Origin of the sequence: Aquimarina sp. RZ0 (assembly GCF_008370685.1) — a bacterium.
Classification (GTDB): Bacteria; Bacteroidota; Bacteroidia; order Flavobacteriales; family Flavobacteriaceae; genus Aquimarina.
Map to the genome: position 1 here is coordinate 1 of NZ_VTZU01000080.1, position 16,307 is coordinate 16,307.

The window sequence follows — 16,307 nt, forward strand, 5'->3', positions numbered from 1 at the left end:
TTTTTCCTTTCTACTTCGTTTAAAAAATAAACCGTAGCTATAGCTATGCTTGATTTTTTTGCCTTGCATAAAGAAAAAATAATTCAATGAATTTATACGAATTTTTTAATCACAAATCGTATTACTTTTGTCCTATAAAACGCTTAAATAGCAACGGGTCAAAGTAAAAAGAAACTGTTTTCTTGATAAAGTTACTGATTTGATCCATTTTTAGTGGTTTCTTTTTAAGAATCATTACATAATGACTTGTTTGTTATTTATGAGATTGTTGTATTTATTTTAGAGTGAAGGAATTATATTTTTGGGAATATCTAAAACTTTAGTATCAGCTCCACCTGCAAAATTACTAATGTTGTAGCTATTCGATTTTGTCCAGTCGCATTCTACACGCCCATCACCCAAAACAATATTTCCCAGTTTTGTTCTGAACCAATCTGCTAATTGTACATAGGCTTTGTCATTAGCAATATTATTTTTTTCTAAAGGATCTTTACGTAAGTCATACAATGCCATATCCGCTTTGGGTCTGTCACACGTCAGAGCCCAGGTAATATTATCATTTAAATATGGAGCTTTGGAGACATCCCATTTATCACGCGTACGCATAGAAAAAGCAAAATCCTGAGTGCGCATATATGCTCTATGCCCACAAACAACATTTACCTCTCCAATAGCATATTCACGACTTGGTTTTGAACCGTTTACTACTTCGGTTAAATTATATCCATCCAGATAGTCGTATTCTTTAGCATTTATATCAATGCCAGCACTAGATAATATAGTAGGAGTAAAGTCTACAAATTCTACAATATCCCTAACTACTTTTCCGGGAGGAAATTTGTTTTTATCAGATGAAATTACAATGGCTGCATTTTGTACCGATTGTTTCCACGGACCAAATTTGGCCATGATACCTTGTTCTCCCAGATGCCAACCATGGTCACCAATAGTAAATATGATCAAATATTCCTGATTATTCGCTTTGCAATACGATGCAAAGCTGTCGACAGCCTCTCCGATTAGGGCATCGCCGTATGCACAAAAGGCGTAGTAATCCCGTATGGCTTGTAGCTTCTCTTTATTCGTTAATTGATCCGTTTTACATTCATTATATAGTGTAACTAATTGCGGAGGGAAATTTGATAATTCATCGGTACCGAACTCTGGAATTTTGTACTGCTTATCTTTGAAGATGTCTCGATATTTCTTTGGTGGTAACACAGGAGTATGCGGTAGGTGAAATCCCAGATTTACAAATAATGGTTTTTTTGTGATTGCACCTTTTACTTCTTTACCCCAAAGTGTTTTATACTTTTTATCAGAGTGAGTAAGGAAACTTTTATACTCTTTGACAATTGCTCCATCTACTGTGTTTCCTGCTTTTTGAGGATTTACACCACCGATAATTAATCCTTTATTAAGGCGAGTATAACTACGTAAAATATCAAACTCTTTGTCAACAGCATTCATTGTTTTTTTGTCGACTTCTGGCATTTTTTCATCCCTGAGCTGCGTATGATAAGTCTTTATGGAACCATCCGGATAAATTATCTTTTCGACAGTTTTTATAGGACTGAATATTCCATCGATAAACTCAACTTTGGCATCAGCATAAAAAATATCTCCAATACCATTTCCTTGCAAATCTCTTTTAAAATGCATATTGTAATCAAAAAAATCGGTATAACTATTTTTCTTTGTATCTCGGTGTTTATAAATACCCCAACCTGTTTTTCCAAAAACTGCAGTACCATATCCTTTGGATTTTAATATTTGAGAGACCATAGGTTTTACAAAATCGGCTTCTTGATGAGAATAAAATTTATAATGCCCGGATCGGAACGGATATCTACCCGTCATCATAGAACTTCTAGAGGGAGTACACATAGGGGAGTTAGAATATGCATTGACAAAGAAAGTACCCTTTGCAGCAAGCTTATTTATGTTTGGAGACATTACATAACCTAGTGCACTTTCCTTTTTTCCAGTCGTTATTTTATTATAGCACTCGAGAGCATCCGGTCTGTGATCATCAGTAATGATCCATAAGATATTTGGTTGATCCTGAGCATTTGTTATAAATATGGAAATAAAATATAAAATGAAGCTACAGCCTTTTTTCATGATGTGTCTCTTATGTGATGTATAATTGTACATTAATAGCATAACAATTTGTTCTAAAACAATATATTAAAATATCAATTTAGGTAAATATAAGATGATTAGATCAATTATATATTGATTTTCAACTCCTTTATAGAGTGTAATCAAGTATGAACTAGTAGTATATGTATTATGTATTGATCCAAAAAAGCACCATCTAAGATTAAGATGGTGCTTTGGTTTTTTGTAGTCTTATTACTAATTAAAGCGTACTTATTTTATGATAAAAACAATCAGTTTTTATTGAGTGCTAACAATCGCTTCTTCTTTTTTCTGGTGTGTTGTTCCGGACTTTTTTATTTTTTCATTGAGATCAATAACCAGTTTTGGTTTTATCTTATATGATAACCCTTTTAAGTGATTTCTGTAAATCACTTCACCAGATGCGCTATTTACTACTTGTACAAATCGTTCTCCATTAACTCTTACATATCTCAAATAATAGAATTCTTCATGGTGCATAATTCGATCACTTAAATCCGAATCAGATACTATTTCATACATAAATTCATAATTCTTAAAAAGGTTTTGGATACTTGTATGATTAGGTTTATTATCTTTTCCTTTCCTGCCATTATATGTGATAGATGAATACTCCGGAATGTATAGTTTCTCAATCGCTAGTTTTTGTATTGCAGGTAGGTGATCATTTGTATACATTGCATATCCTTTTTCGGATGCGATGGTAGTATTGATTTTCTGAAAATAGTTTTTTAGTAAACCAGGAGTATAATTCAAAAATACGTTTTCTGAAAACATAGAATTAACAACGGTTTGAACTCCCTTATGCCGTGTAGCTTCAATAAGCTGATCATTTGGGTATAAATAGAAACGAGCCACTTGATGAGAATATTTTGCTATAATATGATGCTTGTTTTTTGCTTTCTTCTTAGGGGATAATTTGGCTAGATCTTTTTTGATCGATTGATGATCATATATTCTAAAATCTATAAAAGTAAACAATCCTGTACTAGCACCCTTGGGGTTGGTATTTCTGGTTTTATCCAACCCAGAAATCTGTGCAATTGAATAGGCATCACTGAGATAATCTTCGATCTTAAAATCTTTGTAAGATATCAATTCATAATCAGTGACAGTCCAGGAATCTTTAAGGATAGATTGATACATATTTTTGTCAAAAACATCAGATAATAAAAATATAGTTTTAGTATTCTTAAACTTTGCCAATATTTCTTTGTCAAAATTCGTCAGTTGTTCTTTATTACTAGAACCGATAGAAATCTGAGAAACACCACTAAAATGCATACAGATTACGAAGGAAAGGAGTAGTTTTATTTTCATTGATATTTTTTTTAGGAAAATATTATTTTAAAGTGTTTCCAGAAGCTGTGAAGGCAACCAAATATTACTTAGATTAAAATAGTTTATTTTCGTTTAAATGCATTTATTCTTACAAAAATATTATAAATCTTACTTTTTTATTTCAAATATATAAAAAATAAGCATTTTATCAAATAAATGATGCATTTAATAGATTTTTTAATGAAACAATTTATGTAAAATGAAATTAAGTAAGTTTTCTTGATAGCAAAGATTACTTCATTAAATGTTTGTAATTCAATGTTCAAGTGAAATTATCTGCTGAAATCATTGTTTTTATTCCACAGGTCGAAATAAAAAACATCACTAGCGCTATCATACTGCTATGTATGAATTTTCTTTCTCGTTTGAATTAAGAGATGATCTGATTCAGTTTACGGTGATTTCATCTAAGAGCTTGTTTAAAAACCTTACTTCTTGAAAATAAATATTTTAAGAACCGTGAGGCTACTTCAAATAATGTAAATATCTGGATATACTCATAATTTGAAGTGTACTCAGAATCTCAAACTATTGATTTTCAATTTGTATTCTTTTTAAACATACTCTAAGGCTGGTATAGGATTTCCGTAATCTGCTATTTTTTTGTAGTTTTAATATTTTGGAAATGAATCCTGTAACATGCTTATATTAAACTCAATTAGGGATTTACAGACAGAAGTGTTTTTTGTACTTCATAGCAAGGTTCGAAGTAAGAAAAAGCAGAAAATTGACTCAAAAAGAACATTTTATTGTGAATTGAAAAGAGTTTAAATCACTGTACCCGATAATCGAGATTTAAATGCTCCGAGGCTTGCCTCGAAATCAAAATGTTTTTTCAATAACTACCTCGTGGACTTGCCCCGAGGTAGTTTGCTAATAAAAAAGTTAAGATAAAAACGGTGCAGAAAATAGCAATTTTATATCAAGCCAAGCTTCCTCCTATCAAGAATGGTATTCAAAAACCAATGAAACCAGGAGGATATGCTGATAGCGGCGCAGATATCGCTTGCGAACTTGAGAAAAACGGGATAAACGTTGTAACTCCTGTCAATAATCCGACGATAGAAAATGATCTGGATTGGGTGTTCCCGGATACAAAAAAGGGCATTCAGGATGCACTAAACAAAGGAGCAAATACTTTTTGGTTAAATACCGTTTTGCACAAAAATCATGATATAGAAAGTTTTTATAACCGAAATATTGAATTTGTAGGTCAAATGCCAAGTCAGGTAGATGTTTATGATGATAAGTTTTTTACGAATGAATTTTTAAGGAAGCACGATATTCCTATTCCTGAAACAGAAAAAATTTCAATAGACAATAAAAAAAATTATATACTTACTATTGATTTTCCGATGGTTATTAAACCGATAAGAGGAAGGGGAAGTCAAGGTGTTTTTTTAGTTAAGAATAGAAAAGAATTAGATAAAACATTAGAAATCTTATTTTCTGATAAGGCATATGGTAACTCAGTATATGTAGAAAAGTTTTTAAGTGGACAGGAATTAACAATTACGATTATGCCTTCGGGGAGTTATAAGGTTAATAATCAAGAAATTAAATACGATAAGCCATGGAGTCTTCCTGCTGTAAAAAGAACGAATCATAAAAATGGAATCGCTCCATATAATGGTATTGTAGCAGTAATGAAGAATAGTTCTGTAGTTGCCGATAGTGAACTACAGTCTAAAAGTATACGTAAAGTTTGTTACCAATGCGAAAAAGCGGGTATGTTATTAAATATTAAGGCACCTATACGAATAGATTGCCGTGCTGATGAAAAAGGTATGTATTACCTATTCGACCTAAATATGAAACCTAATATGACTGGACCATCAAGACCACAGAGAAGTAATCAGGATAGTCTAACCTTGTTGGCTTCTAGAAAAATGGGTTGGGATTATATTGATTTATTAAAGAATATGCTTAAACAAACCTGGAGGTTTCCTAATTGATGGATTTATACGATTTACGAATAAAAATTTCGCATCTAATGACATTCTTTTTCTACTATATTTTCTTCATAAAATGAAACAATAGCTATGGCTATTCTTTAATTTGATTCATCAATCTAGCGAAAAATCCTTGCCATTATTTTTACGAAATTCTCATCCGTAAATCGTATTAGTTCAATTATGAATGTAAAAAATTAAAAAACCATCAATTAGTGCTTTGACGAAGGAATAAAGTGTGTCAAAAATAGGTTTTTAAACAGAGAACTCATCTTGAGTACTGCTTTGACCAACAAACTTTACATTTTGTGCGCTAATTTTGTTGGTTTTTTTAACTGTAGCGATGGCTATGCTGAAAAAGAACTCATTTCATTGTAGTAAAAAAGCCAAACTTTTCGGTTGAAAATCACTACTCGAGATGAGTTGAGAGAATGTTTATTTTTGACACAAAATTCTTATCAGAATCTCATCTAAACTGATGCGCCTGGGATTAATTAAACTCGGGTTGATACTATCTTATTTTGATAGACTTAAAACCAGAAATGATATAAAATATTTATGATACGATTTATAACTAAAAATTTCGCATATTCATCGTTTCTTTTTCCTTTCTACTTCGTTTAAAAAATAAACCGTAACTATAGCTATGCTTGATTTTTTTGCCTTGCATAAAGAAAAAATAATTCAATGAATTTATACGAATTTTTTAATCACAAATCGTATGATAAGGAAAGTAAAGCAATTAAAGTTTTGATTTGCCTATCTGTTTTATAATTTCTTTGGGGTCATAGATTTTAGTTCCTTTGATTACCCGATGAATATCGCGAGTGTTTTTGATGTTTTGTAATGGATTACTATATAAGATTATCAAGTCTGAAACTTTACCGATTTCTATAGTGCCAGAAATTGTATCTTTTTTCAGAAATTTTGATCCATTATATGAAGAGTTTTGTATTGCTTCTATTGGTGATAATCCTGCATTTACCATCGCTTCTAATTCTTTATGTAATGAAACCCCAGGATATGTATAAGAATTATATGCACCACAATCAGATCCTGCCAAAAGTTTAACCCCGGCATCTTGTAATAATTTGGTCAAGTCTTTAAAAAAAGCATTTAACTCTTTTCGAGACTTTTTAGCATCATCAGAGGTATTGAGTGCTCGCTTAATACGCCCATCATATGTTTTTATAATTCCTTTTCCGATAATTTCTAGATAAGGATCGTTTGTATGATCATCTTCATCCAGGTAGCTCAAAATATCACCTATATGCAATGTAGGAACCACATACGTGTTTTTCTCTTTTAGTAAGCGAAAAGTTTTTTGTGCAGTAGCATCCGAATAGCTTACAATTAAATCATCCATAGCGTTCCAGAAACTAAGTTCTTTGTTAATAATAGCCTGAGTAATTTCGGTTTCTTTAGCAGAACAGCCTTTAAGAATATAATATAAATGTTCTATGGCTCCTATTCCCGAATTTATCGTTTCCTTAAGTTCCACGGTAAAAGGCATATGACCGGAGGAAATCATTTTTCTATCAGAAACCTGCTTTAGTATTTCTAAATAATGATCTCTGGAAATTTTGCTGTCATAAATTTTTACAAAATCAACAGGTATTTTTTCTAAAGAATCGAGAGCTTTTGTAACATCATCATAAGATTCTACAACTAATGAACCTGCCCAGGTTGCATTGGCTCCATCTAATTTGGGACCAGAAGTATAAATAGTAGGACCTACTATTGCATTACTATTGATTTGTTTTTTCCATCTAAGTATATTTTCGGTCAAATCTCCTCCTGCGTCCCGCACTGTTGTAATGCCATTAGCAATAAATAGAGGTAATAGGTTTTTATTTTCTTCGACCAAAGAATCTCCACCTCTAAAATGCACATGGTTATCCCAAAATCCAGGAAGTAAATATTTCCCTGATCCATCTATTTTGCTATCAGTAATGTATAATCCTGGAGTGTCTATCGTATCAATTTTAGAGATAATACCATTTTTGATAAAAACAGTTTGAACGTCTACAGATCCATCAGCAACGTTGATCACATTAATATCAGAGATTACAGTCTGATAAATCTCTTTCCTGTCATTCATACAACCAAAAAGAATTATCAAGGTCGATAAGATGAATAGATTTTTTTTCATTTTCTAAAATTTACAGCATCTTCTATGGTAAACTTATTTTTAAAAGAAAAAGCATATGGAGTCTCACCATGTTCTTGTAAATAATATAGACGCTCTTTTGCTTCATCTGGGGTGGGGATATGACCATTTTCTATATACCAGAATGCCATGTGCATCTTAGGCATTTTATGAAACCATTCTTTTTTACGTTTCAATATATCTGCATGGGCAGTCTTATAAACAAAATCAAACAAAGTTTCTATATTTTCCCAAACTGACATATTGATAATTAAAAAAAGATTGTCAAAAATAGTAATTGCTGTAGCATTACCTTCTTCTTCTTTGAGCCTCCACACAAAACCCTGGCTTTGTTCTGCTAATTCGTTAATCCGATCAAGATTATCTACAAAATCTTTCATAATCGGATCGTCTATTGGAGCCAACATTTCAGCAATATTTATCTGAGCTAGTTGCATATAGTATTTATTTAGTTTTAAAAAGTTTTGTTATCAACGTCTTTAATAAAAGTGACTAGCCCTTTGAAAAAGTTTTTTTGGTCATCAAATTGAGATAAATGACTTCCATTGGGGCAATGTAAGTAACGACCGCGTTGCACCTCACTGGCAACCCATTCCATTGCCGCAGGATCCATGGTATCGTGGGTTGCTCCAATGGCTAGCGTAGGGACTGTAATTTTGGACAATTGATCTTTTACATCCCAATTTTTTAAAGTAGCATCTCCCTTGATGCCAAACTCACTAGGTCCTTGCATTGTTACATAGACATCAGGGTTGAGGTGTTTAAAAGATCTGCTTACGGGTTCTGGCCATTGGTCAACAGGCATTCTTATTATATGTTTTGTATAATAATGCTGAACAATCAAATCTAGATACCGCTCATTGGTGTATTCTTCTTTTTCTTCATAATCCATAATCTCTTTTAATACTTCAGGGTCTAACTTAGGTGCCAATACTTCTTCAGAGTATTTTTGATATTCTGGTATGGATGCAACCATATTAGAGATTATCAATCCTTTTAAGTTTTTTTGATATTTCAGCGCATATTGCATTCCGAGGATTCCTCCCCAGGATTGACCGTATAAATAAAAATTATCTTTGTGCAAGCCTAATGCGATCCGAACCTGTTCTACCTCTTCTACAAATCGATCCAAATCCCAAAGACTTTTATCCTTCGGTTGATCGCTATAATAAGACCCTAATTGGTCATAGTAATAATATTCAATCCCTTCCTTAGGGAAGAATCCATCAAAACATTCATATATCTCATGCGTCATGCCTGGTCCGCCATGAAGTAATAATACTTTGATATTAGGGTTGTTGCCAATTCTTTTTGTCCAGACTTTAAATTCACCTTTTGGTGTGGTAACGGGTATCATTTTGATACCTCCCATAAATTGATCATCCCGATTAGTAAAATCAAAATAGTTGTTTTCTTTTTGTGGTTTTTCGACCAAAACCTTTTCTTCAGTTTTAGAGTTTGTGCAACTTTGCAATCCTATTAATACAAAAATGAATACTAAATATTTTGAATTCCTCATGATACGAGTTTTAAATTTATCTTTCAAACTATATAAGATTTGACTCTCTTCACTAAACGTTTTTTCTGGAGTCTAACTAAGTTGTTGATTATAGACGTATTAAGAAAACATAAGTACACACTATTTTGGTTTATACCCTTATCCAATTCTCTAACAAAAGCTTAGTATTCTATTGTATTATATTCTTTTAATCAAGCGTTCACTGCTGCTATTTGATAAACTCATCTTTACTTTTTATATTTCCTGAAAAATTAAAAGTCAAGACGAGTTCAATTCCTGTTAATTATGTCCAATGTGACATCCACAGCCTGGTTTAGTAAAACTCTGCGATTCTTCATGCCATGGGAACGCGGTATTAGATTTGGTTTGTTCCCACCAAAATTTGGTTCTTTCATTTTTGGTATTACCGATTTCATTCATAGTATTTGTGTCATAAAGTCTGCCATTCACCATGGTGTATCTTACAGTTTCTGTATGTCTGATATTTTCTAAGGGATTTTTGTCTAGTACAATCAGGTCAGCCAGCTTTCCTTCTTTAAGAGAGCCAATATCATTTCCTGCACCAATATAAGTAGCTCCATTAATTGTTGCTGCCTGTAGTGCCTGCATGTTAGTCATTCCGCCTTGTTTGAGCATCCATAACTCCCAATGCGCACCTAATCCTTGTAACTGACCGTGCGCTCCAAGGTTGACTTTTACACCTTGATTAGCCAATGAGGTTACTGTTTTGGAAACCAGAATATGTCCGTTTTCATACTCTTCATCTGGGACCATAGTTCTATGTCTTGATCTGGCATCGACAATAGATCGGGGAGTATATTTAAGTAATTTCTCATGTTCCCAAACGTTATCTTTCTGGTAGAAATAATATTCCCCATTCATACCACCATAGTTAACAATTAGAGTGGGCGTATATCCTGTATTACTTGTTTTCCATAATTCATTAACATCTTTATATACCGGAGCCACAGGAATATTATGTTCTATACCGGTATGCCCATCCATAATCATAGACATATTGTGATAAAAAGTAGAACCTCCTTCGGGAACCACATTAATTTCTAATTCACGAGCAGCCTGCATTACTTGTTGCCGTTGATCTCTACGTGGCTGATTGTAACTTTTTACAGATTTTGCACCAAAAGCCTTTGTTCTGCGAATAGAAGATCTGGCATCCTCCAGGTTATTGATAACAGCTTTAAAATCTCCATCAGCACCATACAGAATAAAACCTGTAGAGTAGAGACGAGGTCCTACCATTTTCCCACTTTTAATTAGTTCTGATAAGCTAAATACAGTCTCAGTATTAGCAGAAGGGTCGTGTACAGTTGTAACTCCAAAGGCAAGATTTGCATACAATTGCCAGTGCTTTTGTGTATTCAATCCATATCGAAAAGCACCCACATGCGCATGTGCATCTACGATACCTGGCATAATAGTTTTACCGTTGATATCAAATACTTTTGCATCATCAGGAATTGTAATCTCTGATGATTTTCCGATTTTTTCAATAGTATTCCCTTGGATGATAATAGTTCCATTTTTGATTACATGATCGGCTTCCATAGTAATGATATGCGCATTGGTAAAAGCAATTTTACCAGATGGAATATCCGTTTTGGTTGTTAGGTTAATTTTGACTCCTTGAGTACTGATTTTACTAACTTCTGCTGTAGAGTCAGCAAGAAATGTGAATCGGTCTTTGATATTGTTAGAGAAATATTCATTTCCCAATGTCCAGAATACCTTCTTACTATCTTTTGACCAGTGTAGATTGATTCCTGCATCCTTAGAAATCTGCGAAACAGGCACAGCGGTGGATTTATTATCTAAATCAATTTCCTTACCATTTAGTAATAATGGCGCGATATATGCCTTATGTAACTGTGTAAAGGCGATCCATTGATTATCAGGGCTAGGAACTAATCGATTTGCATATTTGGATTTTACGTGAATTTTTTTGTCTTTTCCGTTAAGGTCAACAGAGTTTAATTCTTTAGTTAGATTCCCAAAATAAGTCCCTCCGGTTTGGTAAAAAATACGTTTTCCATTTTTCGTAAATGTCGGATATTCACCTTCTTTGGAAATTAGTTTTACATTAGCTCCAGAAGTTGTCATCGTATATATTCCGGTGTTTTTACCAAAACTTCTTCCCTGATCACTATTTCCACCTTCTTTTCTATAGACTATCAGATTGTTAGATTGATTATAGGTAGGAGTTCTATAAATTCCTTTCTCGGATGTCAGTTTGGTTGGTGTTCCTCCAGAAACAGGGGTTTTACATATTGCACCCAAGCGTTCATCGTTCCAGGTAACATATACGATATGCTGACCATCTGGAGAAAAATTAGGTTCAAATTCAAAATCAGAAGTTTGTGTTGTTAAGCGTTGAGGTCTTCCTTTGGGAAGTTTTTTGCTCCAGATATGTCCCAGAGCACTGAATACTATAGTTTTCCCGTCGGGAGATGTCACGGCCTGTCTTATTACCTTAGACGTAAACTCTTTTGGAGATACAGGTGAATCAAAATGTACTGTTTCTGCTATTTTGATATTGGCATTGACCGTAAAAGGAATATGGGTTAGTTGAGCATTCTCAATATTAATTTTATGTATTTTTCCAGCAGACCAGAATACAATTTCTTTGTCGTCAGGCATCCAGTTATAATTAGGATAGACACCAAAAATAGCCCAGGCTTCTTGTTGATCTTTATTCAGTTGATCATAGATTGGCCATTCTTGTCCTGTTTCAAGATCATGAATATATAAAACAGTTTTGGTGCGAACTCTTTTTATAAAGGCCAATTTTTTACCATCCCTTGATATTTGAGGTCTTGCTGCTCCACCGGGACCTCCGGTTATTGTGATTGTTTTTCCGGTCTCAAAATTATATCTTTTGATAGCATAGATCTGCTTATTAGGATCTTTATTGTACTGAAAAGCACCACCAGAATACATATCCTCGCTATAATACATATAATTACCATCAGGAGAGATCGTAGGTTCGTTTACATCTTGTTGATCATTTTTCCTTTTGGTCAATTGTACTCCAGTTCCTCCACTACTATGATATTGCCATATTTCTCCTGCTCCCAAAGAGCGTTGTGAGGTGAAATGTTTTCTGGCGATCAGGTAATTACCGTTGGGCATCCAGCTGGCATTATTGAGTAGTCTGAAATCTTCTTTGGTAATTTGTTTGGCGTCACTACCATCACTATTCATAATCCAGATATTATCTCCTCCGCCAGCATCACTGGTAAAGGATATTTTTGTACCATCGGGGCTAAAACGGGGTTGTACCTCAAACGGGATTCCGGCACGCAGCACTGTAGCCTTTCCTCCAGAAACCGGAATACTATAGATATCTCCTAGCATATCAAAAATAATCGTTTTTCCATCAGGGCTTACATCCAGATTCATCCAGGTTCCTTCATCAGTAGTAAAGATGTGATCTCTATAATTAAAATCTCCTTTTGGGTTAGAAACATCCCATTTTTCTTCTATACTCTTTTTTTTATCCTTTTGGGCTTGTGTATTGAGTGCTAGTAATACTCCTAAAAATAAGGTAATTATGATGTGTTTGCGCATATTGTGTAATTAATGAGAACCGAAAATAATAATTTATCAGTAACGAATATGTAAATGTTTCATAAAAAGTATAGTACTGATCTTGATTTGGAATTGATTATAAAAACAAAATGTTTTTGTCCCAGCAAAAAATACTATGTATTAATTTAAAAAAGTAGCATTGATATCGTGTAATACGATTTATAACTAAAAATTTCGCATATTCATCGTTTCTTTTTCCTTTCTACTTCGTTTAAAAAATAAACCGTAGCTATAGCTATGCTTGATTTTTTTGCCTTGCATAAAGAAAAAATAATTCAATGAATTTATACGAATTTTTTAATCACAAATCGTATAAGAGATCTATATGAAATTCTAAAAATATTAAGGAGTAAATGTCTGAAATATATGGAGCTAAATTTTTTTATTGAGGGTTATTATCCAGGTCAATAAGGGGATTCCGTAAACGGAAAAATTTCTTTGATTTTTTATGTTGTTTTTATGTTAAAATCCATTATATGGAATGATAGCGTGTGGCTTGAATAACTATCTTTGTGTTAACTAATTTATTTAACACAAACTATATAATTATGAAAAACACAATGATCGCATTCATTGCCTTGTTGCTCACATTTGTTGTAAGCGTGAAGGCACAAGATGGAGGTAGCGGATGTAACCCAAATCCTTCTTGTTACAATTCGAATTATTCAGAAATTAAGGAGTGGGCTAAAGCTGGAAGAAGAGGAGGGATTCCTTCTGTTTCTAACATTAAAGAAAGACTGAATCCTGGAGCTAATATCCAAAATGCTATTAATAGGGGGGGCTCAGGAGTCATACTCCTTAAAAATGGTACCTATACCATTAATCGAACAATTAACCTAAAAAGTGGTGTTGTACTTCGCGGGCAAAGCAAAAATGGAGTAAAACTGAGTGTGAAGATGAAAAATGGACGTGCTTTAGTATTCGGAAGAGGTGTCAAAAATGCTGGTCTGGAGAATATGCGTGTAGTCTATGAAGCACTTTCTAATCCCCCAAAGGAATATCGAACTGGTTTCAGAGATGGTAGATTTTGTAGAGAATGTTTTCAGAATGATTTCCCGCGTAATAAAAATACCTTACTTCGTCTTGATGGAGATGATAATTGGGTGGATAATGTGGATTTTATTAATAGTGGTTCTGATCCCGTAGAAATATTCGGGAAGCACAATACGTTTAGAAATTCACTTGTTGACAACTGTTATAACAAAGGTGGAGGAGGAGAAGGTTACTTTGATATCCGAGGAGATTACAACTTAGTGATTGGATCTACGGTAAGGAAGATTCGTCATTTTGCTATTCAAAATGGAGCAGCATACAATGTGATCTTTAAAAACAAGTTAGAAGTAGATATAAATTTTCATAATGGTGATGATGGACATAATTTGATTGAACAAAACTCAATTATTCGACCTTCCTGGCATACCTGGGGAGTATTTGCAACCGGAGGTGCGCGATATGGTCATGATAAGCCCGGTCCCAGAAATATTATAGTAAACAATACAACATTTGATTATAGAGAAAATAAAACGGAATTCTCAAGTTCAAATGTGGTGTATACATATAAAAACTATGGAGAACCAGACAAAACAAACTGGCGTATGCCATCCTGCGGATCTTTTTATGCTGTCAAATGTGGATCAGGTGGTGGTGGCGGAACACCAACAGACGGCAATACTGTTGTGATGACCAAAAGTAATGCGACTGGTTTTTCAATGGACGGCGGTAATGGAGGCGCAAATCAGCAAAATGTTTATTTATGGAGCCGAAATACTTCTAATGTTAACCAGCAGTGGGAAGAAATTAATCGTGGTAATGGATATTACAGTTATAAGAAGAAGAACACAAACTTCTGTATTGATGGAGGTAGTGGTGGTGCAAAAGGACAAAATGTGAAATTATACAGTTGTTCTGATAATAATCAAAATCAGCATTGGAGAAAGGTAAATGTCAATGGGAAATTTAGATTAGAAAAGCGTAACGCCCCAGGTTTTTCAATTGATGGAAGAAGTGGAGGTGCCAATGAACAAAATATATACCTATGGACAAGTAGTAATACTAATCAAAATCAACTATGGAATTTTGCTTCTGTAGATCGTACAAGAGCACAAGATGAGATCAGTAAAAATGTTATTTCCTCTAATCCAGTAAGGAACACCTTGTATACAAATGGAGCTAAGGAATTTACAACCATATCTATATATGATATAAAGGGAGCACAAATCGTTACAGCACCATTTAACGGAATTGATTTTGACGTGAGTTCTCTGGAAAATGGATTGTATATAGTAAAACTTATTGGAGATACCACGGCAAAAACAGAAAAAATAATTATTGACAATTGATTTGTTAAATTATTAAATAATGTATAATTAAGAGAGGTTGCCTGAAAAGACAACCTCTTTTATTGTTATGAGGTCTTTATATGTGGGTATTACTTTTAAAACCAGACCAGATTAAGAAGCATAACTGATTGTATTTTATGAAAAAGACCGTCTTACTTTTTTGATATTTCTTAGGATATTCTTAGTTATATTGTTAAATAGGGAAATTTCCCTGTACTGTATTTTTAACTAGTAAATTTGGGTAATTAACCTTATAAATATATTCACAATGAAATTATTTTTTAGAAGTTTACTAGTATTGTCCTTTTTAATGAGTGTCTCTTGTTCTAATGATGAACAAATAGAGACCGAGAATCAATCAAATCAAATAGAAAACGATGTAACAGAAAAAAAAACCAAAGAACTGCTGAATTTATTAGAAGAAATCGAGAAAACCAAAAAAATTACTCAAGAACAAAAAGAATTATATGAAAACTTAATAAGCGATGATAAAATTACAATTAGTATTCGAAGTAATTCCGAACTGGCAAAAATAATGTCAGAAAATAAGTTAGATTTTTCCTTGATGGAAGAAATTGACACTAATAAAACTTATTTAAGGAACGATTGTGATAGAGGTAATCTAAATTTATCATCTAGATTTATCGAGCCTGGGTATGGTAGTTTTACTCTTAGAGGACAGGTAAATTGGGGTTTTTCATCAAGTGTTAATTACAGAATTGTAAACCCAAGAGATGTTGTGTCATCAAGTGTTTCTAATACTTTAATTTCTGTTTTAGTAGGAGATATAACTATTTATACAACTCCTGCTAATGTAACAATGGAAAGTATTAGTGGGAATCTTAGGGATTTTCAATATTATTTTAGAGCTAGAATTAATAAATGTAATGGATCGGGCTTCATTGCAGTTGAAGATTTTTAATGAAAAATATAATTATAATCCTTTTTTTCATCGTAGCTCTAGCCTCTTGTAACTCATTACAGATGAAACGAGCAACTAAAGCTTCTTCACAAATGGCTCACTTAGTAATGGAAATTCAAGAATCAGATACTATTACTAAACGGCAAATAGCATTATACAAGCGATTGTTGAAAAAAGAAAGTAGCATGATTATTTACTTAAAAGATGATTCATCAACAATTAGATTAAGAAAACTATTTCAAGATAAACAATTACCGTTTAAGATTAACTAACTATAGTGATTTTTTATGATCTGAAATATAGCTAACAAAGA

Annotated in this window: 10 protein-coding genes; 4 read left to right on the forward strand and 6 right to left on the reverse strand. The window is 33.2% G+C overall.

Annotated elements, in window-relative coordinates; all coding sequences use genetic code 11:
* Positions 1 to 279: 279 nt before the first annotated feature.
* Positions 280 to 2,124, reverse strand: a complete 1,845-nt coding sequence (locus tag F0000_RS22530) for a sulfatase-like hydrolase/transferase (RefSeq protein WP_149626981.1) — start codon at positions 2,122 to 2,124, stop codon at positions 280 to 282.
* 279 nt (positions 2,125 to 2,403) lie between these two features.
* On the reverse strand, positions 2,404 to 3,465 hold the full coding sequence (locus F0000_RS22535) for a hypothetical protein (RefSeq protein WP_149626982.1): 1,062 nt from the start codon (positions 3,463 to 3,465) through the stop codon (positions 2,404 to 2,406).
* A 920-nt stretch (positions 3,466 to 4,385) separates the two neighbouring features.
* On the opposite strand from F0000_RS22535, the gene F0000_RS22540 reads away from it, so the two are divergent.
* Positions 4,386 to 5,441, forward strand: coding sequence for an ATP-grasp domain-containing protein (locus F0000_RS22540; RefSeq protein ID WP_255452855.1), 1,056 nt, complete (start codon positions 4,386 to 4,388; stop codon positions 5,439 to 5,441).
* Between the two features lie 739 nt (positions 5,442 to 6,180).
* Here F0000_RS22540 and F0000_RS22545 read toward each other — a convergent pair.
* The 4 genes from F0000_RS22545 to F0000_RS22560 form a co-directional block, all read right to left on the reverse strand.
* Positions 6,181 to 7,590 carry an amidohydrolase family protein gene (locus tag F0000_RS22545; RefSeq protein ID WP_149626983.1) on the reverse strand — a complete coding sequence of 470 codons (1,410 nt, stop codon included), beginning with the start codon at positions 7,588 to 7,590 and terminating at the stop codon, positions 6,181 to 6,183.
* The gene (locus F0000_RS22550) at positions 7,587 to 8,045 is read right to left on the reverse strand and encodes a DUF3291 domain-containing protein (RefSeq protein ID WP_149626984.1); all 459 of its coding nucleotides are present in this window, start codon (positions 8,043 to 8,045) and stop codon (positions 7,587 to 7,589) included. Before F0000_RS22550 ends, F0000_RS22545 begins: the two co-directional genes overlap by 4 nt.
* A gap of 17 nt (positions 8,046 to 8,062) precedes the next feature.
* Complete coding sequence (locus F0000_RS22555; RefSeq protein WP_149626985.1) at positions 8,063 to 9,127, reverse strand: proline iminopeptidase-family hydrolase; 1,065 nt, start codon at positions 9,125 to 9,127, stop codon at positions 8,063 to 8,065.
* Positions 9,128 to 9,406: 279 nt separating this feature from the next.
* Entirely contained in the window at positions 9,407 to 12,712 is a 3,306-nt protein-coding gene (locus F0000_RS22560) for an amidohydrolase family protein (RefSeq protein WP_149626986.1), read from the reverse strand.
* Between the two features lie 569 nt (positions 12,713 to 13,281).
* Here F0000_RS22560 and F0000_RS22565 point away from each other — a divergent pair.
* From F0000_RS22565 to F0000_RS22575, 3 genes are all read left to right on the forward strand, one after another.
* On the forward strand, positions 13,282 to 15,072 hold the full coding sequence (locus tag F0000_RS22565) for a ricin-type beta-trefoil lectin domain protein (protein WP_149626987.1): 1,791 nt from the start codon (positions 13,282 to 13,284) through the stop codon (positions 15,070 to 15,072).
* A 268-nt stretch (positions 15,073 to 15,340) separates the two neighbouring features.
* Complete coding sequence (locus F0000_RS22570) at positions 15,341 to 15,994, forward strand: hypothetical protein (protein WP_149626988.1); 654 nt, start codon at positions 15,341 to 15,343, stop codon at positions 15,992 to 15,994.
* Between the two features lie 62 nt (positions 15,995 to 16,056).
* Positions 16,057 to 16,266 (forward strand): hypothetical protein, encoded by a 210-nt coding sequence (locus F0000_RS22575; protein ID WP_149626989.1) that lies wholly within the window; start codon positions 16,057 to 16,059, stop codon positions 16,264 to 16,266.
* Positions 16,267 to 16,307 lie beyond the last annotated feature (41 nt).